At 69.6% G+C, this 15,575-nt stretch carries 10 protein-coding genes and 2 pseudogenes; 7 read left to right on the top strand and 5 right to left on the bottom strand.

The features are described 5' to 3' along the window. Positions 1-478: 478 nt before the first annotated feature. The 5 genes and pseudogenes from ACGFW5_RS16435 to ACGFW5_RS16415 all read left to right on the top strand — a co-directional run. A pseudogene (locus tag ACGFW5_RS16435) lies at positions 479-928 on the top strand (TniQ family protein); the annotation flags it as partial. Between the two features lie 363 nt (positions 929-1,291). Then, on the top strand, positions 1,292-2,284 hold the full coding sequence (locus tag ACGFW5_RS16430; RefSeq protein ID WP_393835088.1) for a hypothetical protein: 993 nt from the start codon (positions 1,292-1,294) through the stop codon (positions 2,282-2,284). A gap of 397 nt (positions 2,285-2,681) precedes the next feature. Then, complete coding sequence (locus ACGFW5_RS16425; RefSeq protein WP_393834912.1) at positions 2,682-4,112, top strand: hypothetical protein; 1,431 nt, start codon at positions 2,682-2,684, stop codon at positions 4,110-4,112. Positions 4,113-4,311: 199 nt separating this feature from the next. Beyond that, a complete protein-coding gene (locus ACGFW5_RS16420; protein ID WP_393834911.1) occupies positions 4,312-4,647 on the top strand; it encodes a trypco2 family protein in 336 nt (111 codons plus the stop codon). A gap of 5 nt (positions 4,648-4,652) precedes the next feature. Beyond that, the gene (locus ACGFW5_RS16415; protein ID WP_393834910.1) at positions 4,653-7,322 is read left to right on the top strand and encodes a hypothetical protein; all 2,670 of its coding nucleotides are present in this window, start codon (positions 4,653-4,655) and stop codon (positions 7,320-7,322) included. A gap of 242 nt (positions 7,323-7,564) precedes the next feature. On the opposite strand, the gene ACGFW5_RS16410 is transcribed toward ACGFW5_RS16415, so the two are convergent. Next, a complete protein-coding gene (locus tag ACGFW5_RS16410) occupies positions 7,565-7,828 on the bottom strand; it encodes a helix-turn-helix transcriptional regulator (protein WP_362721741.1) in 264 nt (87 codons plus the stop codon). 163 nt (positions 7,829-7,991) lie between these two features. Between ACGFW5_RS16410 and ACGFW5_RS16405 the strand changes: the two genes are divergently transcribed. Next, a complete protein-coding gene (locus ACGFW5_RS16405) occupies positions 7,992-8,438 on the top strand; it encodes a hypothetical protein (RefSeq protein ID WP_362721743.1) in 447 nt (148 codons plus the stop codon). Positions 8,439-8,761: 323 nt separating this feature from the next. Next, positions 8,762-12,352 carry a hypothetical protein gene (locus ACGFW5_RS16400; RefSeq protein ID WP_393834909.1) on the top strand — a complete coding sequence of 1,197 codons (3,591 nt, stop codon included), beginning with the start codon at positions 8,762-8,764 and terminating at the stop codon, positions 12,350-12,352. A 75-nt stretch (positions 12,353-12,427) separates the two neighbouring features. On the opposite strand, the pseudogene ACGFW5_RS16395 reads toward ACGFW5_RS16400, so the two are convergent. The 4 genes and pseudogenes from ACGFW5_RS16395 to ACGFW5_RS16380 form a co-directional block, all read right to left on the bottom strand. Beyond that, a pseudogene (locus tag ACGFW5_RS16395) lies at positions 12,428-12,885 on the bottom strand (NAD(P)H-dependent oxidoreductase); the annotation flags it as partial. 384 nt (positions 12,886-13,269) lie between these two features. Then, complete coding sequence (locus ACGFW5_RS16390) at positions 13,270-13,824, bottom strand: hypothetical protein (protein WP_393834908.1); 555 nt, start codon at positions 13,822-13,824, stop codon at positions 13,270-13,272. Further along, on the bottom strand, positions 13,821-14,231 hold the full coding sequence (locus ACGFW5_RS16385) for a hypothetical protein (RefSeq protein ID WP_393834907.1): 411 nt from the start codon (positions 14,229-14,231) through the stop codon (positions 13,821-13,823). The genes ACGFW5_RS16390 and ACGFW5_RS16385 overlap by 4 nt, the downstream gene beginning before the upstream one ends. A 47-nt stretch (positions 14,232-14,278) precedes the next feature. Then, positions 14,279-15,556: an HNH endonuclease gene (locus ACGFW5_RS16380; RefSeq protein WP_393834906.1), complete on the bottom strand. Its 1,278-nt coding sequence runs from the start codon at positions 15,554-15,556 to the stop codon at positions 14,279-14,281. Positions 15,557-15,575 lie beyond the last annotated feature (19 nt).

Here is a 15,575-nt window from a genome sequence, read left to right as displayed (position 1 = left end):
GTTGCTGTGACCGAGGGTTTTAGCTGGCGGGCGAGCACACTAGGTGGCGGATCTTGAGCTCGCAACGCTAAGTAACCAAGCGGCCGGTCCGGCGGAGCCGAGCGGGCAAGATAGCGGCCGTGCCGTTCACGTGCTCCGGATTGCCGGGAAGTCGTGCTGCAGTCCGCGCCACAGGCTGTGCTGGAGGCATGACGGTTTCACCCCCGTACGCCGGAATTCGCATCTCGGCCGGCGTGGTCACGCAGCTTCGCGCTGGCCGACCTCGTCGCGCCGTACGCCAAGGCGGCGGTGGCGTGTCGGCGAGATCATCGTCGACGGAGACGGCGCCCATGATTCCGGAGCCGGAGAAGTCCCGCCATCCCGTGATCAGGAGCGGATCCGCCACGGGCCCTTGCTCGGCCAAAAGTACGTACCCAGAAGCACTGCATTCGACAACCACGGCCCAGCAGCCGCGGACACGGAGAAGCTAAGCACGCGGATGCATCCCCTTCCCCGGAGCCTTGACCCGTTGCCTGGCGAGTCCCTGCCTGGATACCTGTTGCGCCTGTCGTTTCGGCTCGGCCTGAGCCCCGCCGAACTTGGACGCTTCACCGGCCTGTTGCCCTCTAGCAGTGGCCATCTCATGCGTAAACTTCTCGTGGAATTGCCCGGTTCGTCGCTCGACGAGTTCGCCCAGACCACCCGGCTCTCACGCGATGAAGCCCGCGGGCTCACTCTGGGAGCCTGGGAACGCTACTACCAGCCGATCCGTCGGTCGTCGCCAACTCGACTCGTTCAATCACCTTCGATGGACAAGTGGCTCTTGGGTGGCTTTCCTCGATATTGCTCCTTATGTCTGGCCGGGGATGGGAGTTTCGTCCAACATAGGTACGGCGGGCCGTGGAAGAAGGAATGGCACCTCGGCGTCGTGTTCGCTTGCCTACGGCACGAGTGCTTTCTCCAACACCAGTGCCCACAGTGTCATCATCCGGCAGCAAACGCCCTGGAACCCACCGGACTGATCCCCTACGACGGATTCCACGATCTGCACCCGGCAGAGTGCCGCTATCTTTCGCCGTCCAGGGCCGGGGAGCGCAAGCGGTTGCCTTGCCGAGCCCGCCTTGACCTGGCCCCTCTTCCCGCTATGCGGCCCACCCCGCAGCTACTCGGACTGCAGCATGACCTCCTCAGCCTTCTCGACTCCCGGGAAGGCAACAGCGAAGCGAACGAGTACTTCAGCGACCTCCACCTCCTTGCTGTGCTCGTCACAGCCTCTTGGCCCTACAGCCGACACCGAGTCGACTCTGCATTCGTGTCCGCTGTAGACGCAGAGACCCGAGCCCGAGGCTATTTCGGGACGCTGCGGGTCCACGACGCCGCCCCCACCAACTCCATGGCCTGCGGCGCCATACTCGGCGCCGCCCACTCCCTGCTGAAGACCGATCGCCTTGGCGACGTCCTCGCCAAGTCCTTCGAATCCGAGCACACAACCACGCCCGCCCGCGCCGGCTGGGCCCGGATCTTCGCCAAGTATGAAAGGTCCTGCTCGCAGCGTCTGCGCACTGCGGCAACACCCCTCATCCGCACCTACGCCAGAACTCGCAGCTGGACCACTTTCCGCCCGACCCGCTACCGGGCTGAACACATCCCCGCCCACCTGGAGCAGAGCTGGTACGACCGCCATCTCCGCGATCTCGACGGCCACACCGAGTCCAAGACCCTGCGGCGCGTCGCAGCCATTCAACTCGTCCAGTGGGCCACCCAAGACTCCCTCGCCGAAGCGGCCCGCTACCTGGGCATTGACACCAGCAAAATGCCCCACAACGTCGAGGACAACATCCGCATCTGGCTCAACTCACCTAACGAGGTACAGGACTTCGGGCGAGCGCTGCAGAACCTCGCCATCGAACTACATCGCCAGGCCGAGGGGCTCATCGACTACCAATATCGCCGCGACGCCCTACTCGGCTGGGCTCTTACCCCCGGCACCTGGCAGGACCTCACCAGCCAGCTGCAGCGCGCGCACGGCCGTCGGCCCGTCCTCGATGACCGTAAGCGCCAGGAAGCCTCCGTGTTCATCTGGGCCCAAGTCACCCATGGTGAGCATCTGTTTGCGCCTCGCCCCATTGAAGCCGAACAACCGCCGGCCATCCAGCAAGACTGGTCGCGGCGCCGGAACACCACATGGTTCCAACTCCGCCGCTCCGATCCGATGGGTCACTACGCTGACCTCCGGAAAGTGCTCGTCGATCACGGGCAAAAGCTCGCCAGGGACATCGACGCGGGAAACCTTCTCGCCAACTGAGGCGCTCAGCTCCTCCAGCAGCCCCGCCCCGCCACCATCTCGGTCCCACCGGCGGTCCGGCATGTACGTCTCCAGCTCGTTGTCGGTGGTCCACCTTCCGCTGATCTTGTTCCAGGGGTTGACGGTCACCGGGGTACCCCAGGAATCGGCCCGTGCGGCAGGCGCGCCCAGCATCAGCGCGGGCGGCACGGCCAGCGCGGCATCCGGTTTGCACCCCCTGCCAGGGCCCGCGGCCCCGGCGCCATGACGCCATCGAGGCCGCACCGCTTCGTGGCACACCCAGCCTCCGAACACGCAGCCCGGAAGAGAACATCCGCACGCGGCGCGTGACCCGTGTGTGGGACGTGCCAGATGCGTTCGCGTGGGCGGCGGCGGGGCGGCTGGCAGTTTGCGGCGCATGCCTTCCCGACTCAGTGACGCAGCTTTCGACGAGCAGAGGTGGCCCTCGGGGCCGGTGCGCCGGGCCCTGTGGAACGTGACCTCGTCGGACATCGCGACCATCGCGTGCCCGACCTGCGACGCCCCGCGCCATTCCCCCTGCCGCACGCTGCGAGACCGTCCGACCACGGCGCTGCACCGCGGCCGCACCCTGCGCTACCTCAACGCCCGCTTCGCCCTCGACCTGCCCGAACCCCACCACCGGGCCGCGCAGCGGCGCAGCGGCCTGGGCCTTGACGGGGCGGGCCCGCGCGCCGTGCGGGTGCCGCATCCGCAGCCGTGGCGGCTGCCCTTGCCGGAACTGTCAGACCTGATCAACGTCAGCTTCCTGGACCTGGCGGCAGTAGTGACCGCGCAGGCGTGCGGGCTGCGCCGCACCGGTCTCGACGAGCTGCTGTACGGCCCGGACCGCATCGAGCAGAGCATCGACGCCCTCACCTACGCGCTGTACGACCGGCAGATCAGACGCGAGATGCGGGTCCTGTCCGGCCGGCGCGATGAGAGCGCCGAGTCTTTGAAGGCTCAGCAGGATGCGGTCTGGCAGCGGCTGCGGGAGGCGGAGCGGCGCCTGAAAGCCCAGCGCGTCGAGGAGCTCACCGCTGCGGGGGTGCTGCCTTTCCCTGCCGCCACCGATGACTCCCGGCGCGTGGCACGTGCCTGGCTGGGCCGCTACCTCAGTACGGAGAGGGACGCCCTGGTCCTTGAGATCGCGACCGCGGCAGGGGTGCCCGCCGCGGCGGCCGCGCCGATCCGCTCCATCCAGGACAAGGTCACCCGCTGCATCGACAACGGGTGGCTCATCGCCCCGCTCAACGACGCCGTCCGCGTCGTTCTCGCACTCGACGAGCCAGCGTTCGCGAAGCGGCTGCTCGCCGATGCCGACGGCCAGGACGAACGCGATGACGTGCTGTGCCATCCGCTGGTGCTCAACCGCTGGCGCGATCAGCTCAACAACGTTCTGCGCGCGGTCGCCCCCAGCGCGGGCAACCCTCACACCAAGAACCTGACCGACCTGACCCGCTCGCCCACTGCTCGCACTGCCGCGCAGCTGGAGCAACTCCACGCACGACGGCGGCTGTTCGCGGCGCTGTTGCAGCGCCGCGCCGAGGCCGTACGCCTGATCACCGCGCTCAACGACGGCCTGTCGTTGGCCGAGCGCGCCGATCCCAGCCCTGCCCTGCTCAAGAGAGCCGGCGATCAGGCCTACGACGAGCTCGTACGCCGCCACCCCGACCTCTACCAGCGCATCCGCACGCACCTGGCCCGGTTCGAGACGCGCTACGGGCGCCTGCAGATCCCCGGCTCACGCACCCGGCTGCGTGAGCAGATCTTCAAGGAACTCGACCGCACGGCCATGCGGAGTCCGGCCGGGGTGCCCGCTCGGCGGTGAGTCGGTGCGATGCCGCGCCAGCCCGGCGTATCGTGGCCCGGTCCGCGCTCCTGCCGCCCGCCGCGGCCAAAGGAGCGCGGACCCGGCGGGGGCTGGGCGGGATCGTGTCGGCGGCGGGCGGTATTCGGCTGGCGGCGCACTTTCGCACCACCTCCTTCGGGGGCACACTGGCGCAGCGCGTCAACGATCAGGGGGATCTATGGAGTTGGGGCCGACCGAGCTGTCGGATGCGATCATGGCGGTGCGTGACGGGCTGGTCGCGGCCCAGCGCAACGGGGCGGGCTCGCCGATCCGGTTCACCGTCAAGGACGTCGTCCTCGACCTGGGAATCGAGCTGCGGCACACCGCGTCGGCGGGCGGCGGCGTGAAGGCGTTCGTCGTCTCCGCGGACGCGAAAGGGGAACGGTCGCAGACAGCCACCCACCGCATGACGGTCACCCTCAGCGTCGCCCCCGACGCGGACGGGAACGACCTGGAGATCGGGGACACGGCGGGCGGCCGCGGCGGGTCCCTGGCCGGACTGGGCCTGGACTAGACGCCATGCCGATGATCGGGGGATCGGAACGGCGCACCGTCGAAGTACAGGGCACCGCAAGCGGCGAGGAGTCCTACGGCACCGGCTACCTCATCGCCCCCGGCCTGGTCCTGACCGCTCTGCACGTCGCTCAGCCCACACCCCGCCAGGTGGCGGTGCGCGACCTGGTCCACACCGAGTTCACGGAGGCCCACGTGGTGTGGAGCGATCCTCGCCTGGATGCGGCGCTGCTGGAGGCGGACCGCGACCTGGTCGGCGCGGGGATGACGACGATGCGGTTCGGCGAGCTGGTGTGCAGCGATCCGGGCCACCGCCCGCACTGCACCATGTCGGGCTTCCCCAAGGCCATGCGCCGCAAAGCAGGCGCGGATCCGGAGCGTTTCGTCGACGACCTGAAAACGGTCGACGGAACGATCGCACCGCACACCGGATCACGCTCGATGCTGTACGGGCTCGAGGTGTCGGGGGCGCTGCCCCGCTTCTACGAGAACTGGCAGGGGCTGTCCGGGGCCGGGGTCACCTGCCAGGGGCTGCTGGTCGGGCAGGTGCGTACGGTCGACAAGCAGTGGGATCGCAGCCTGATGGCCCTGCCGGCCTCCCAGCTGCTGTCCGCCGACGGCTTCTCCAACGCGGTGGTCGAGCACACCGGCATGCTGCCCCGGCTTCAGGCCGCCGACCTTCGGCCGCTGCTGCACGGCCCGCCCGAGCCGGTGCTGTCCTCCTCCTACTTGCTCGACCCGCATACCCGTACCGTCGCCCTCACCGGCATGTCCCACTTGATCGACGAGATCGCCGCCTGGTGCCGCACGGCACACCGGGTGGACGTCGCCGCGCTGACCGGGCTGGGCGGCACCGGGAAAACCCGGCTGCTCGCCGAGGTGTTACAGCGCCTGGCCACCCCACTGCCCGAGGACGCTGACCGGCGTCCGTGGAGCGGCGGCTTCCTCACCGACCGGCCGCCCTCCACCGGCTACCGCCTGCTCGGATCCTCCCGCTATCCGCTGCTGGTGATCGTGGACCTGGCCGAGAGCCGGGATGGTCAACTCGCCGACCTGCTCGCGGCCCTGACCCCGCAGCACGACGGCCACACGGTGCGCATCCTGCTCCTGGCCCGCCGCCGGGACAGCTGGTGGCCGTCCAAACAGCGCGAACTGCGCGCCCTGCACGCCGGCCCCGTCACCCACACTTTCGCCGTCTCCCCCGACGATGCCTATGACGGCCGGTCCAGTGCGGACATCTACGAGAGTGCGAAGGCGGACTTCGCGCACCGGATCGAACAGCTCCGCCTCGCCGGGCAGGCGGACGAGAGCTGGCGCGAGTGCACGCTCTCGGATGCGCCCAACGAGTACGGCGCCCGCCTCGCGAACTCGGGCCCGCATCCGGTCATCTACCACCACATCGCTGCACTCGCCGACGTCCTGGTCCACGCCAACCCCACCTTCGCCGACCGCGACCACCCCCTGGACGTGCTCCTGGCGCACGAGGAGAACTACGTCCGCAAGATCTCCGAGGCCCGCCTCCCGCAGGGTGCGGTGGACACCAAACTGATCCGCAGCCTGATCACCGCCCAGTTCCTCGCCGGGGCGGCCACCGCCCGCGACGGGCAGGCCGTCATCCGCGCCGGGTACGACGCCCATCACAGCGGCTACGGCCCCTCGGCCGCACCCGACCGGCGAGTCCTCGCCGCGCTGGATGACATCCTCACCGCCGCCTACCCCAGCACCGACGGCGCCCACTGGGGCGCGGTCGGCGAGCCGCTGGCCGCAGCCCTGCTCACCGAGGTCGAGACCGACAGCGGGCACGAATTCGTCGAGCAGTTCCTTCAGCACGAAACCCTCAAGCCCGAGCAGCGCGCCCAGACCCTCCACGTCGTCGCGCGTGTCAGCACCGAGGACCCGGCGCTCGCCGAGGGCGCCCACCGCGCGGTGGCCACCGCCCCCGACGAGCTGCTGCCGCTGGCCGTCCGGGCCGCCGCCGAACTGGACACCGACGATGCAGCCCACTGGCTGGACGGAACCCGGCACGCGGTCAGCGTCCGCGCAGCCCAGCCCGGCGCGGACACCGCCGTCTATGAGCGGGCGGCCGACCTGGTGCGGCGTGCTCAGGACTGCGTGGCCGCCGGGACCAGCCCCACCACACTCCTCGACAACACCAACACCGGCACGGTCATGGGGGACGCCGAGCCGTCGGGCGGCGGCAGGTCGCTGGACCGCCGCGACTACATCATGGTCAAACCGGTCGTGAAGCGGCAGGTCCGGCTGCTGTTCACCACGGTCAGCATGCTCTACCTGCTGGCCATCACCGCCTCCACGGTCGGTGTCGCCTACTCCAACGGCTTGGGCGACGGATGGGCCGGCTGGCTCTACATCCCTGCGCATGTCGGCTTCAGCATGATCTTCGCCGCGTACTGGGGCAGCGGCCGGCTGGACTGGACAGCCGGGGCGACCTGGATCGGCCCGCCACTCGTCGTGATCATGGACGTGTGCATGGGTGCCCTGTTCCACGACGCCTGGCCGCTGCCCGGTCACTTCCCTCCGGCGTGGCTGGTGTGGCTCGCGTTCTGCGTCCCGGGAATCGCGTGCCTGCCCTTCACCTGGCGCATCTGGTTCGGCCGGCTCCAACCCCGCACGCCCGCGCACGGCGAGGCGCCCTCGCTCCGCAACGTCCCCTGGTAGCCGGCCTCTCGGCCTACCCGACCGCGGCCCCGGCGTACGAGGCGGCCGGGCGCGGAACCTCCCAAGCCACCTGGGGCGGGCACAGAATGCCGGCACCGGGCAGGTTCGGAAGTAAGGCCCGCCTTTGCCCCGGCCTGCGCCTGTTCCTCGCCTGTGGGCGGCGGCAGGAAAGGATCAGGCACTCGAATGCGGCACAGGTGCCCGAACGTCGCGTCCCCTTCGGGTGAGGCTTGGCGCCTGGGTCAGCCCTCCAGTCCCGGACGCTCGTGGCCCGTACACAAGGGGTCCAGGAGTACGCCCAGTGGAATGCCGAAGGCGTGGGCCAGGGCGTGCCAGGTGCCCAGCGATCCGATGGTGCGGCCCTGCTCGACCTCGATGAGGGTGCGGCGCGACAGGCCGCTGCGGGCGGCGAGCTCGTCATAGCTCCAGCCCCGCTCGGCGCGGAGCCGGGCGAGGGCCTGCCGGAGTGCCGTCGGGTCGGGGTCCGGCGGCGGGAAGATCGTCACTCGACCATCGGACGGTGCAGACCCCTGCCCTGACAGTGCAGACCTCTGCCCTATTTGTGCCGGTACGGCGACATCCCGCGAGGGCAGAGGTCTGCACTACCCTCTCGGCGCGTCGCCCAGGTCGAGCGCCGGGGACGATCTGATGACCGCTAGGAGGGATCCGATGACCACCGCCCTGCCTGCGCGCGCCTGGACGGTCACCATCAGCTGTCCAGCCGGGCGGCCCGTGCTGGTGTGCAGCGCCTGCCCCGGCCCGGACCCCACGTCGGGCGTCCCGCGAGGGGAGCAGCTGCGACGGCATCTGGCGCGCCATGTGCGGGAATCCGGTCTGGAGCCCCATCTGCGGACGTGTCAGTGCCGCGAGCGGTCCTGCGTCTGGCACCGGCGCCAGGGCCAGTGCAACGGCCCCTTGGGGCTGGTGCTGATCCGCGCGGACCATGGCCGGACCTGGCACCTTGCCGACGCCTGCGCCGCCTGCGCGACCGCGATCCCCCAAGCGGCGACCGTCCCCGAACCCCTTCCGCCGTGCGGACCGACCACTCCGAGCCCGTCGGCGCCGGTGGCTCCGCACGGGTTGGAAGAGCCCGGCGAGTGGGTCGAGTCACTGTGACCGCCGCCGCCTCATGGCGGCGGGCGAACAGCGAGCGCCGGGCCGGAGTCTCCTGGCGGCCGCGGTGTTGCCTTCGGACACCGCTCGCGCCGCTGTGATGCCGATGATCGGTGCGACAGGCCGCAGGCAGCTCGTCCGCGCCGCGACGGGGGACATCGCCGATGGTGTGTGTCGCAAACCGTACGGGCGACTGTCAGTGGCGCTCGCTAACCTCGCTAGATCTGGATGGTGTTGGGCGAACTGGGGGTTCGATGGTGCGGATGGATGGCGGCCGGGTAGCTGCCCGCGGGTTTCAGTACCAGTACCTGCGCACGCTCGAGGCGATGCTGACTGCGTCCGATCAGGTGCGGGTCCACGGCTGCCGCATCGAGGGCCCCGCGGACACCACGGCGGCCTCCGCGATCGACGTGGTCGATTTCGATCTCGTCGACCAGGACGGTGACTGCCTGCTCGCCGCGCAGGTCAAGAGCGCTTCGCCGGGACGCCAGGTCAGCGCCCCGACTGCCTTCACGATTCTGGCCGAGCTGGTATGCAAGGTCGAGGCCGAGCGGTACGAGCTGATCACGGCTGCGCTGCCCGACCGTAACTGCCGGACACTGGCCAAGATCCTCGATGCGCCGCCCGCTGACACCGATCAGCTCAAGTCGCAGCTGGCGCAGGTGTTGCAGCGGGCTCCCTCCGCAGCGGCCCGCCTCGAGGCGTTGACCGGGCCGGACCTGGAGCGTCTTGCCCGCGCGCGGGTGGTGTGCGACGCCCGGGACGTGGAGGGCATCCGCCAAGACCTGCATGAGCGGCTGCGCGAGCGGCGGGCCCGCCATCGCGTCGGCCTCGGCAGCCGCTCCGCGGGCCTGATCACAGGGCATCTTCTCGCCGAGATTATGCGCCGCGCGGCCGACCCCCGCCAGGCGTACTGGAGCATCGCCGACTTCACCGACGCCGCGCTCGTCGAGGACGACGTGCTGGTGCGCGCGCTGGGGCGCCAGGACTGGGGCTGCGTGTTCGGCCCGCTCGCGCCCGTACCCGACGTACCCCGTCCTGACCTTCTCGCCGACATCACCGAAGCCCTGGCCCCGTCCGATCCGCGCGACCGTTCGGTCAACTCCTGTGTCCTGTCCGGTCTGTCGGGGATCGGGAAATCGAGCACGGCCGCCGCGTATGTGGCCGCACACGCCGACGCCTACGACCTCGTCCTGTGGGCCGAGGCCGCCACGGAAGAGTCCCTGGCCGGCTCCTTTCGGCGCATCTGGGGGCACCTGAACAGGCAGGCGCACGACACCCCCGCCGGCGCGAGCACCCCGTACCTGCGCGAACAGGTCCACGAGCTGCTCGCGGCGCTGCCCGGACGCTGGCTGCTCGTCTTCGACGACGCCACCCCCGACGGGGTCGATGCGTGGATCCCGCGGCTGGGGCGTGGCGATGTGCTGTTCACGTCCATCGACAGCGCCAGCTGGCACACCCTGCCCCGCGTCGACCTGTCACCGATGGACCATGCCCAGGCAGTCGAACTCCTCACCCGTCGCCTCCGGTTGAACGCCGACACCGCGGCCGTTCACCGGGAAGACCTGGACGCTCTGGCCGAAACGCTGGAGGGGTGGCCCCTGGCCATCGAGCTGGCCTGCGGATACATGCGCACCTGCCAGATCCCCGTCGAACGACTGGGCACCTTCCGTACCCTCCTGCTCGATCGGGCCCTGGCCGACAAGAGATCCAAGCCGTCGGGCTATCCGCGGACCCTGGCAGCCACCGTCGAGCTGAGCCTGGAGCGACTGGCCCGCAACACCGCCGACGACAGCGAGTTCTCCCTCCCGGTGCGGGAACTCCTCGGGTTCCTGTGCAACTTCGCCGCCCAGCGCATTCCGGTGCACCTAGCGATGGCCTGCGCGTTCATCCCGCCCGACCTCGTCCCCGCGGGCAAGGAAGCCGTCGTCGTGGACGAGGCCACTGTCCCGGTCAGGGAGATGATCCGGTCGCTGATCCAGGTGTCCTTCGTCCGCTACGACGAGCCGCTCGCCTCCCGCCATTCCGAGTTCGCCGGCAGCGACGACACCGTGTCGATGAACACCGTCCTGCAGCATCTGCTGCGCCAGCACCTTGCCCACGGCGCCCAGGTGGAGACGGCACTCTCCCGCAGCGCCTTCCACACCGCGCGCTGGCTCGGCGCGGCCCTCGACTTCGACGACGCCGACCGGGCCTGGGAGATCGCCCCGCACGCGGCGGCCCTGGCCGGCCACATCCAGGACATGCAGGTCAAGGACAACGACACCGCGCTCCTGATCGGCAACCTCGCCGGATTCGATTACATCCAGGGGCAGATGGCCCAGGCGACGCGGCTGCTGCATCTGGAACTGGACTGGCTTCAGGAACTGGCCGACCCCAACAAGCTCCTGATCGCGCAGACCCGCATCTCGCTGGCCCAGATGTACGCGCACCACAGCATCTCCGATCCGGTGGAGCAGGTGGTGAGCCTGCTGTCGCCGCTCGTGGAATACGTCGAGCAGCTGCCCGGGGAGCAGGATGGCGAGAACGCGGCCGCACTGTTGGCGACGCAGGCCCGCATCCTCCTGCACAACCTTGCCGACTCCCGCCCCGACAACCCTCACCTACAGCCCGTGCTGGACGCCTTCACCCGACTGTCCGACCAGCTGCCCCAGACCTCGGCGGTCAGCGAGCGGCTCGGAGCCGAGCGGATCGCCCGCCTGTTCGGCGACGGCGATCTGCAGGGTGTCGAACACGCCGCCCGCGACCAGCTCCCCCCTCCCCACCACACCCACGCCCGTTCCTTCCACGCCGCCGAGATCCAGCGCCACCTCATCGAAGCGCTCGTCTACCAGCGCCGCTGGGCAGAGGCCGAAGCGGAGTTTGAGTCCTTCCTCCCCTACACCGGGCCCCGCTCGCTGTACCGCTCCTCTGTCCAGGACTTCGTCCACAACATCGGGCTCGCCTGCGCCCTGGCATGGATCGAATCCACCGACGACCACGCCGCGGCGCTGCTGCGCCGCGTGCTGACCGAGTGCGGCATCGAGCATCTCGAAGCCGCACTGCGCGAGCACGAGCGGGCCCGGTTCACCCTCCTCAAGGCGATCGACGCCGCCGCCCACCACGACGCCGACGCCTTCATCGCCCTGACCGTCGAGCTGCGCGACAAGTCCTTCGACGCCGACGGCATCAATCCGACCGCGCCCTGGGGGCGTCTCATGATGGCGCTGCTGAAACGGGTCACGGCCATGACCAGCAAGCAGATCCACGACCATGCCCACGCAGCCGGCGAGGCACTCTTCGACGAAAAGCGCATCCTCCCCGAACAGCGCGCGTACCTCCGCCAGATCGTCGAAGCGGCGGTGGCCGATGTGCACTGCGCCCTCAGCGGGCAGGCCCCCCTCCAGGCGATCGGCGTCATCCGCGATCCGCGCACCGTCGCCGACGGGGCGCGCCCTCCAAGGACCCCCATCGTGCTGATGGAGCCGCGTCACATGCTCACCGCCATGGCCGCGGTCGGGGCGCCCGCCATGGAGTACCAAGTCCACCGGATCAGCAGCGCAGGCTTTCGTCGGATGATCCCCGAGGCCCCGTCCGTCCCCTTCCTTCCCGGATGGCGGTTGTGCCAGCGCGGCAACCGCATGGAACTGCGTGACCCAGAGGGCACCGTCTGGGCCCGCGCCCTGACCAGCCTGCCGCCCCGGTGGAACGATGCGGCCGCCGCCAGCAAACGGGTCCTGGTGGTCTACGGATTCGGATTCACCCTGGAGGAGCCACCCGAGCGGCGCCTGGCGTTCGCTTCCCCGCAGGCCTTCGCGGAGCACTTCCACACGGCGGCCACCTCCGGGATGCTGACAGCCGCGTTCGTCGAGTGGGACGCTGTGCGGCCCCGCAAGCAGACCTCCCGCCAGCAGGGCCGCAAGCGGCGCAAACGCTGACACACAGGCCGTTCACCGGACGCGACCACACCAAACCGGACGGGGAGCAGACAGGAGGCACCGACCGCACCGGGGTCAGGCCGCCTTGAGGCGCGCGGCGATCCTCAGTGCACGCTGCGCCTGGTAGCGGGTGGTGGCGTCCACCGGGGTCGCGCCCTGGCCGTCGACGTGCGAGGTGCCGTACGGGTTGCCGCCGGTGAACTTCAGCGGGTCGGTGAAGCCGGAGCTGACCACGAGTCCGCCGAAGTGGTGGTTGATCGTGTACAGCGAGATGAGGGGGGTTCCTGGCCCGCGTGCGGGGTGGTGGACGAGGTGAAGCCGCTGTAGACCTTGTCCGCGAGCTTGCCCTCGCTCCACAGCCCGCCGAGCGTGTCGATGAACTGCTTCAGCTGGGCCGAGACGTTCCCGAACCGCGTAGGGGTCCCGAAGACCACCACATCGGCCCACTCGACGTCCTCGGCGCGCGCCTCGGGGACGTCCCGGGTCACGGCCTGGTTCGCGGCGCAGGCCGGGTTGGTGTCGACGGCAGACTCCATCGACTACGAAGCCTTCTTCCGCGTCGTCTCCGGAGGCCACTGAGTCAAGATCGGCAACGGACGCACCCTCGTCCCCCGCCGCACCACCACGGGCCCTATCGAAATCGGCAGCACCACCTGCGTCTGCTTCGTCGTCAACGCCAAGGTCGAGATCCGCGTCCACGTCAAACCCGCAGGAGACGCCTGGAGCAACTGGACCGGCGCCGCGACCTCCTAGCGCCAGACCTGACCACAAAAGCGCCTTGCGCACTGGTCTGCGACCTGCATCTTCACCGTTCGGCTCCGCCGTCCACCAGGGCCGTCTCAATGACCGTCGCGGCGACGGTGCGCTGCCCCCGCGTACGGCGCCCTCGCCGCCGTTCACCTCTCGACGCGAGGCGGTCACAACGGGCCGATGACCTGCGCCATCTGTTGGCCCAGGTCGGCGATCACCTCGAAGGCGACCTTCTCCGGGGCCCGTACGACGTAGTAGGCGAACACGGCGACGCCGAGGGGCAGGTACCACCAGGAGTAGACGTCCGCCCGGTGAGGCAGCACCATGCGAAGGATCCTGAACACCAACGCTGCCAGAGCCACGGTCCCGAGCGTGTAGAGGGTGGACCACCACAGGGACGGGCCGCGGTCGGCGGTCCAGGTGGCCCGCACACTGGCCCCGGAGATCGCGAGCGGGATGATCGGGGCCAAGGGAAGCAGGACGAGGGCGAGGAGATCGCCCAGCCCGTTGAGGAAGTAGACGTCCGCCGGCTCGTAGTACCAGCCCCCTTCGTCGTCGTCCTCGTCTTCGTCGTCATCCTCGTCGTCGTCCAGTACGGGCTCTGCGCCGTGATAGTGGTATTCGGTGATGTGCTGGTCGCCGCCCGCCTGGTAGACGCGTCCTTCGTCCTCGGCGCTCGCGTTCATCTGCCAGGACGCATCGTTGTCATACGGGTCGGTCATTGTTCGTGGATGAACTGATTGCCGCCTGCCTGGTAGACGCGCCCGTTGTCGTGGACTTCGGCACGGAAGCTGATGTGCGGATGGGACGTATCGGCCGGCGCCAGCCGCGCCAGCAGTTCCTCGAACTCGGCGGCTGCGGTGCGGTCATCCAGGAAGAGCGTCAGCATCCGCCCCTGCCACACCGACTGCAGGGCATCGCGGACCTGCTGCCTCTCGCCTTCCGGGACGGCGAGCAGCGTCTGGCGGGTCGTGTCGAGATCCCGCTCGAGAGCATCCGTGGTCTCCGGTTGGAAGCGACGCCACAGGGCGACGACGCCCGTACGGAACGCGCTCCATCCATCGGCCGCCATGGCCGAGACCAGAGCCGCACCACCGGCACTGGCCAAGGTGATGAGTGTTGGATCCACGGTGCCCCCTCCCGCTGATATCTACGCATTCAGCTGCAAGTGAAGCATCAACTCCGTGCAGCGGTCTGGGACTTCAGTGAGGCGATGGACAGGTGGCCGGTTCGCGCCTGTCCACGCGCCGACAGCGCGATGGCGACCGACGGCCGCCGCTGGGAGTGGTTGGGATCGTGCAGCGGCCATGGGGCACGTCTTCGTGCTCGCCGCCGGTACCCGTGTCTCACATGGGCGCGATGGGCGGGACGTGCCGGGCGCGGAATTCGGCGAGGGTCTGCTCCACGCCGGCGATGGTCAGCCGCCAGAAATCCCAGCCGTCGATCTTGTTGCTGCCGGTCGCGGCCCTGGCTGCGGTGCGGGGTATTCCAGGGGCGGCCCAGGACTTTGATCTGGCCCTCGTCGGTCAGGACCGCGTGGTGTTCCTTCTTGCCGCGCCGGCCGGTGAGGGTGATGCCGGCCTTGAGGTCGTCCGGGTCCAGATGGTGCAGCAGGTCTCGCAGGTCCACTTTTGAGCGTGCCGGGCCGATGCCCGGTGCAGGGCCGGGCGTTGTTGCGGCCGGGGCGGGCACGGCGGTGGGCTGGTCACAGGCGCGCCGCAGAGCCAGGGCCATGGCGGCTGCCGAGCTCCATTGCGCTTGGGGCTCCACCCTTTCGTCGATCAACTGCTGGATGCCGGGTGCGTCCCCGTAGCGGGCGAGCACGCTGACGTCCCGGATGAGGCGGCTGCGGAGCGGGACGAGCCGGGAGTCGTTGAGCGCCAGGATCCGTATGGATTCGTCGGCGCGGCACAGCCCGATGTCTGCTTCGGCTTGCGAGTAGGGGGTGTTGCTACGCCGGGCGTAGCCGCCGGCGTCGAAGCCGAGCAGGCCGGGGTCGTCCTTGTCGGCCGGGTCCAGGAGCAGCGGCTGTTCGTCTTCCACATCGTCGAGTGAGGTGCGGGCGCGTGTGCCGGCCAGGAGCGGGAACTGGCTTCCCTTGGCGCGGCCTTCCCGCACACCGTTGTACCGGGCTCCGCCGCTGTTGCAGTGCTTGCAGGCGATGCGGTAGTTCGTCACGTCGTAGGCCAGCCACCAGTAGCCCGGATGGTCGGGCGCCTCGAGTACCTCGGACTTCGGCCGGAAGTGGTCGACGGTGATGTCCGCGCGCACGATGAGGGTCTCGCAGAACCAGCACTTTTCGCCGACGAGGTCGAGGAGCGGGTTGCGTACGGCGTCCTCGGTCCAGTGCGTGGTGAAGACACGCTTGATGTTGGCGGCCATCGCGGCCCTGACCGCGTCCAGGGTGAGCTGGGTCTTGGTGGTCCAGGCCGGCGGGGCGGTGATCCCTTTCATGTCCACGTGTCTCATCGGC

Origin of the sequence: Streptomyces sp. NPDC048416, assembly GCF_043200435.1 — a bacterium.
GTDB lineage: Bacteria > Actinomycetota > Actinomycetes > Streptomycetales > Streptomycetaceae > Streptomyces.
Note: the sequence above shows the minus strand (reverse complement) of the source record. Positions and strands in the feature narration are given on the sequence as shown.

Bases quoted from the DNA above. Each gene is read 5' to 3' on its own strand.
- ACGFW5_RS16425 (WP_393834912.1), top strand. From the start codon at position 2,682: ATGCCTTCCCGACTCAGTGACGCAGCTTTCGACGAGCAGAGGTGGCCC.
- ACGFW5_RS16420 (WP_393834911.1), top strand. From the start codon at position 4,312: ATGGAGTTGGGGCCGACCGAGCTGTCGGATGCGATCATGGCGGTGCGT.
- ACGFW5_RS16415 (WP_393834910.1), top strand. From the start codon at position 4,653: ATGCCGATGATCGGGGGATCGGAACGGCGCACCGTCGAAGTACAGGGC.
- ACGFW5_RS16405 (WP_362721743.1), top strand. From the start codon at position 7,992: ATGACCACCGCCCTGCCTGCGCGCGCCTGGACGGTCACCATCAGCTGT.
- ACGFW5_RS16400 (WP_393834909.1), top strand. From the start codon at position 8,762: ATGCTGACTGCGTCCGATCAGGTGCGGGTCCACGGCTGCCGCATCGAG.
- ACGFW5_RS16390 (WP_393834908.1), bottom strand. From the start codon at position 13,824: ATGACCGACCCGTATGACAACGATGCGTCCTGGCAGATGAACGCGAGC.
- ACGFW5_RS16380 (WP_393834906.1), bottom strand. From the start codon at position 15,556: ATGAAAGGGATCACCGCCCCGCCGGCCTGGACCACCAAGACCCAGCTC.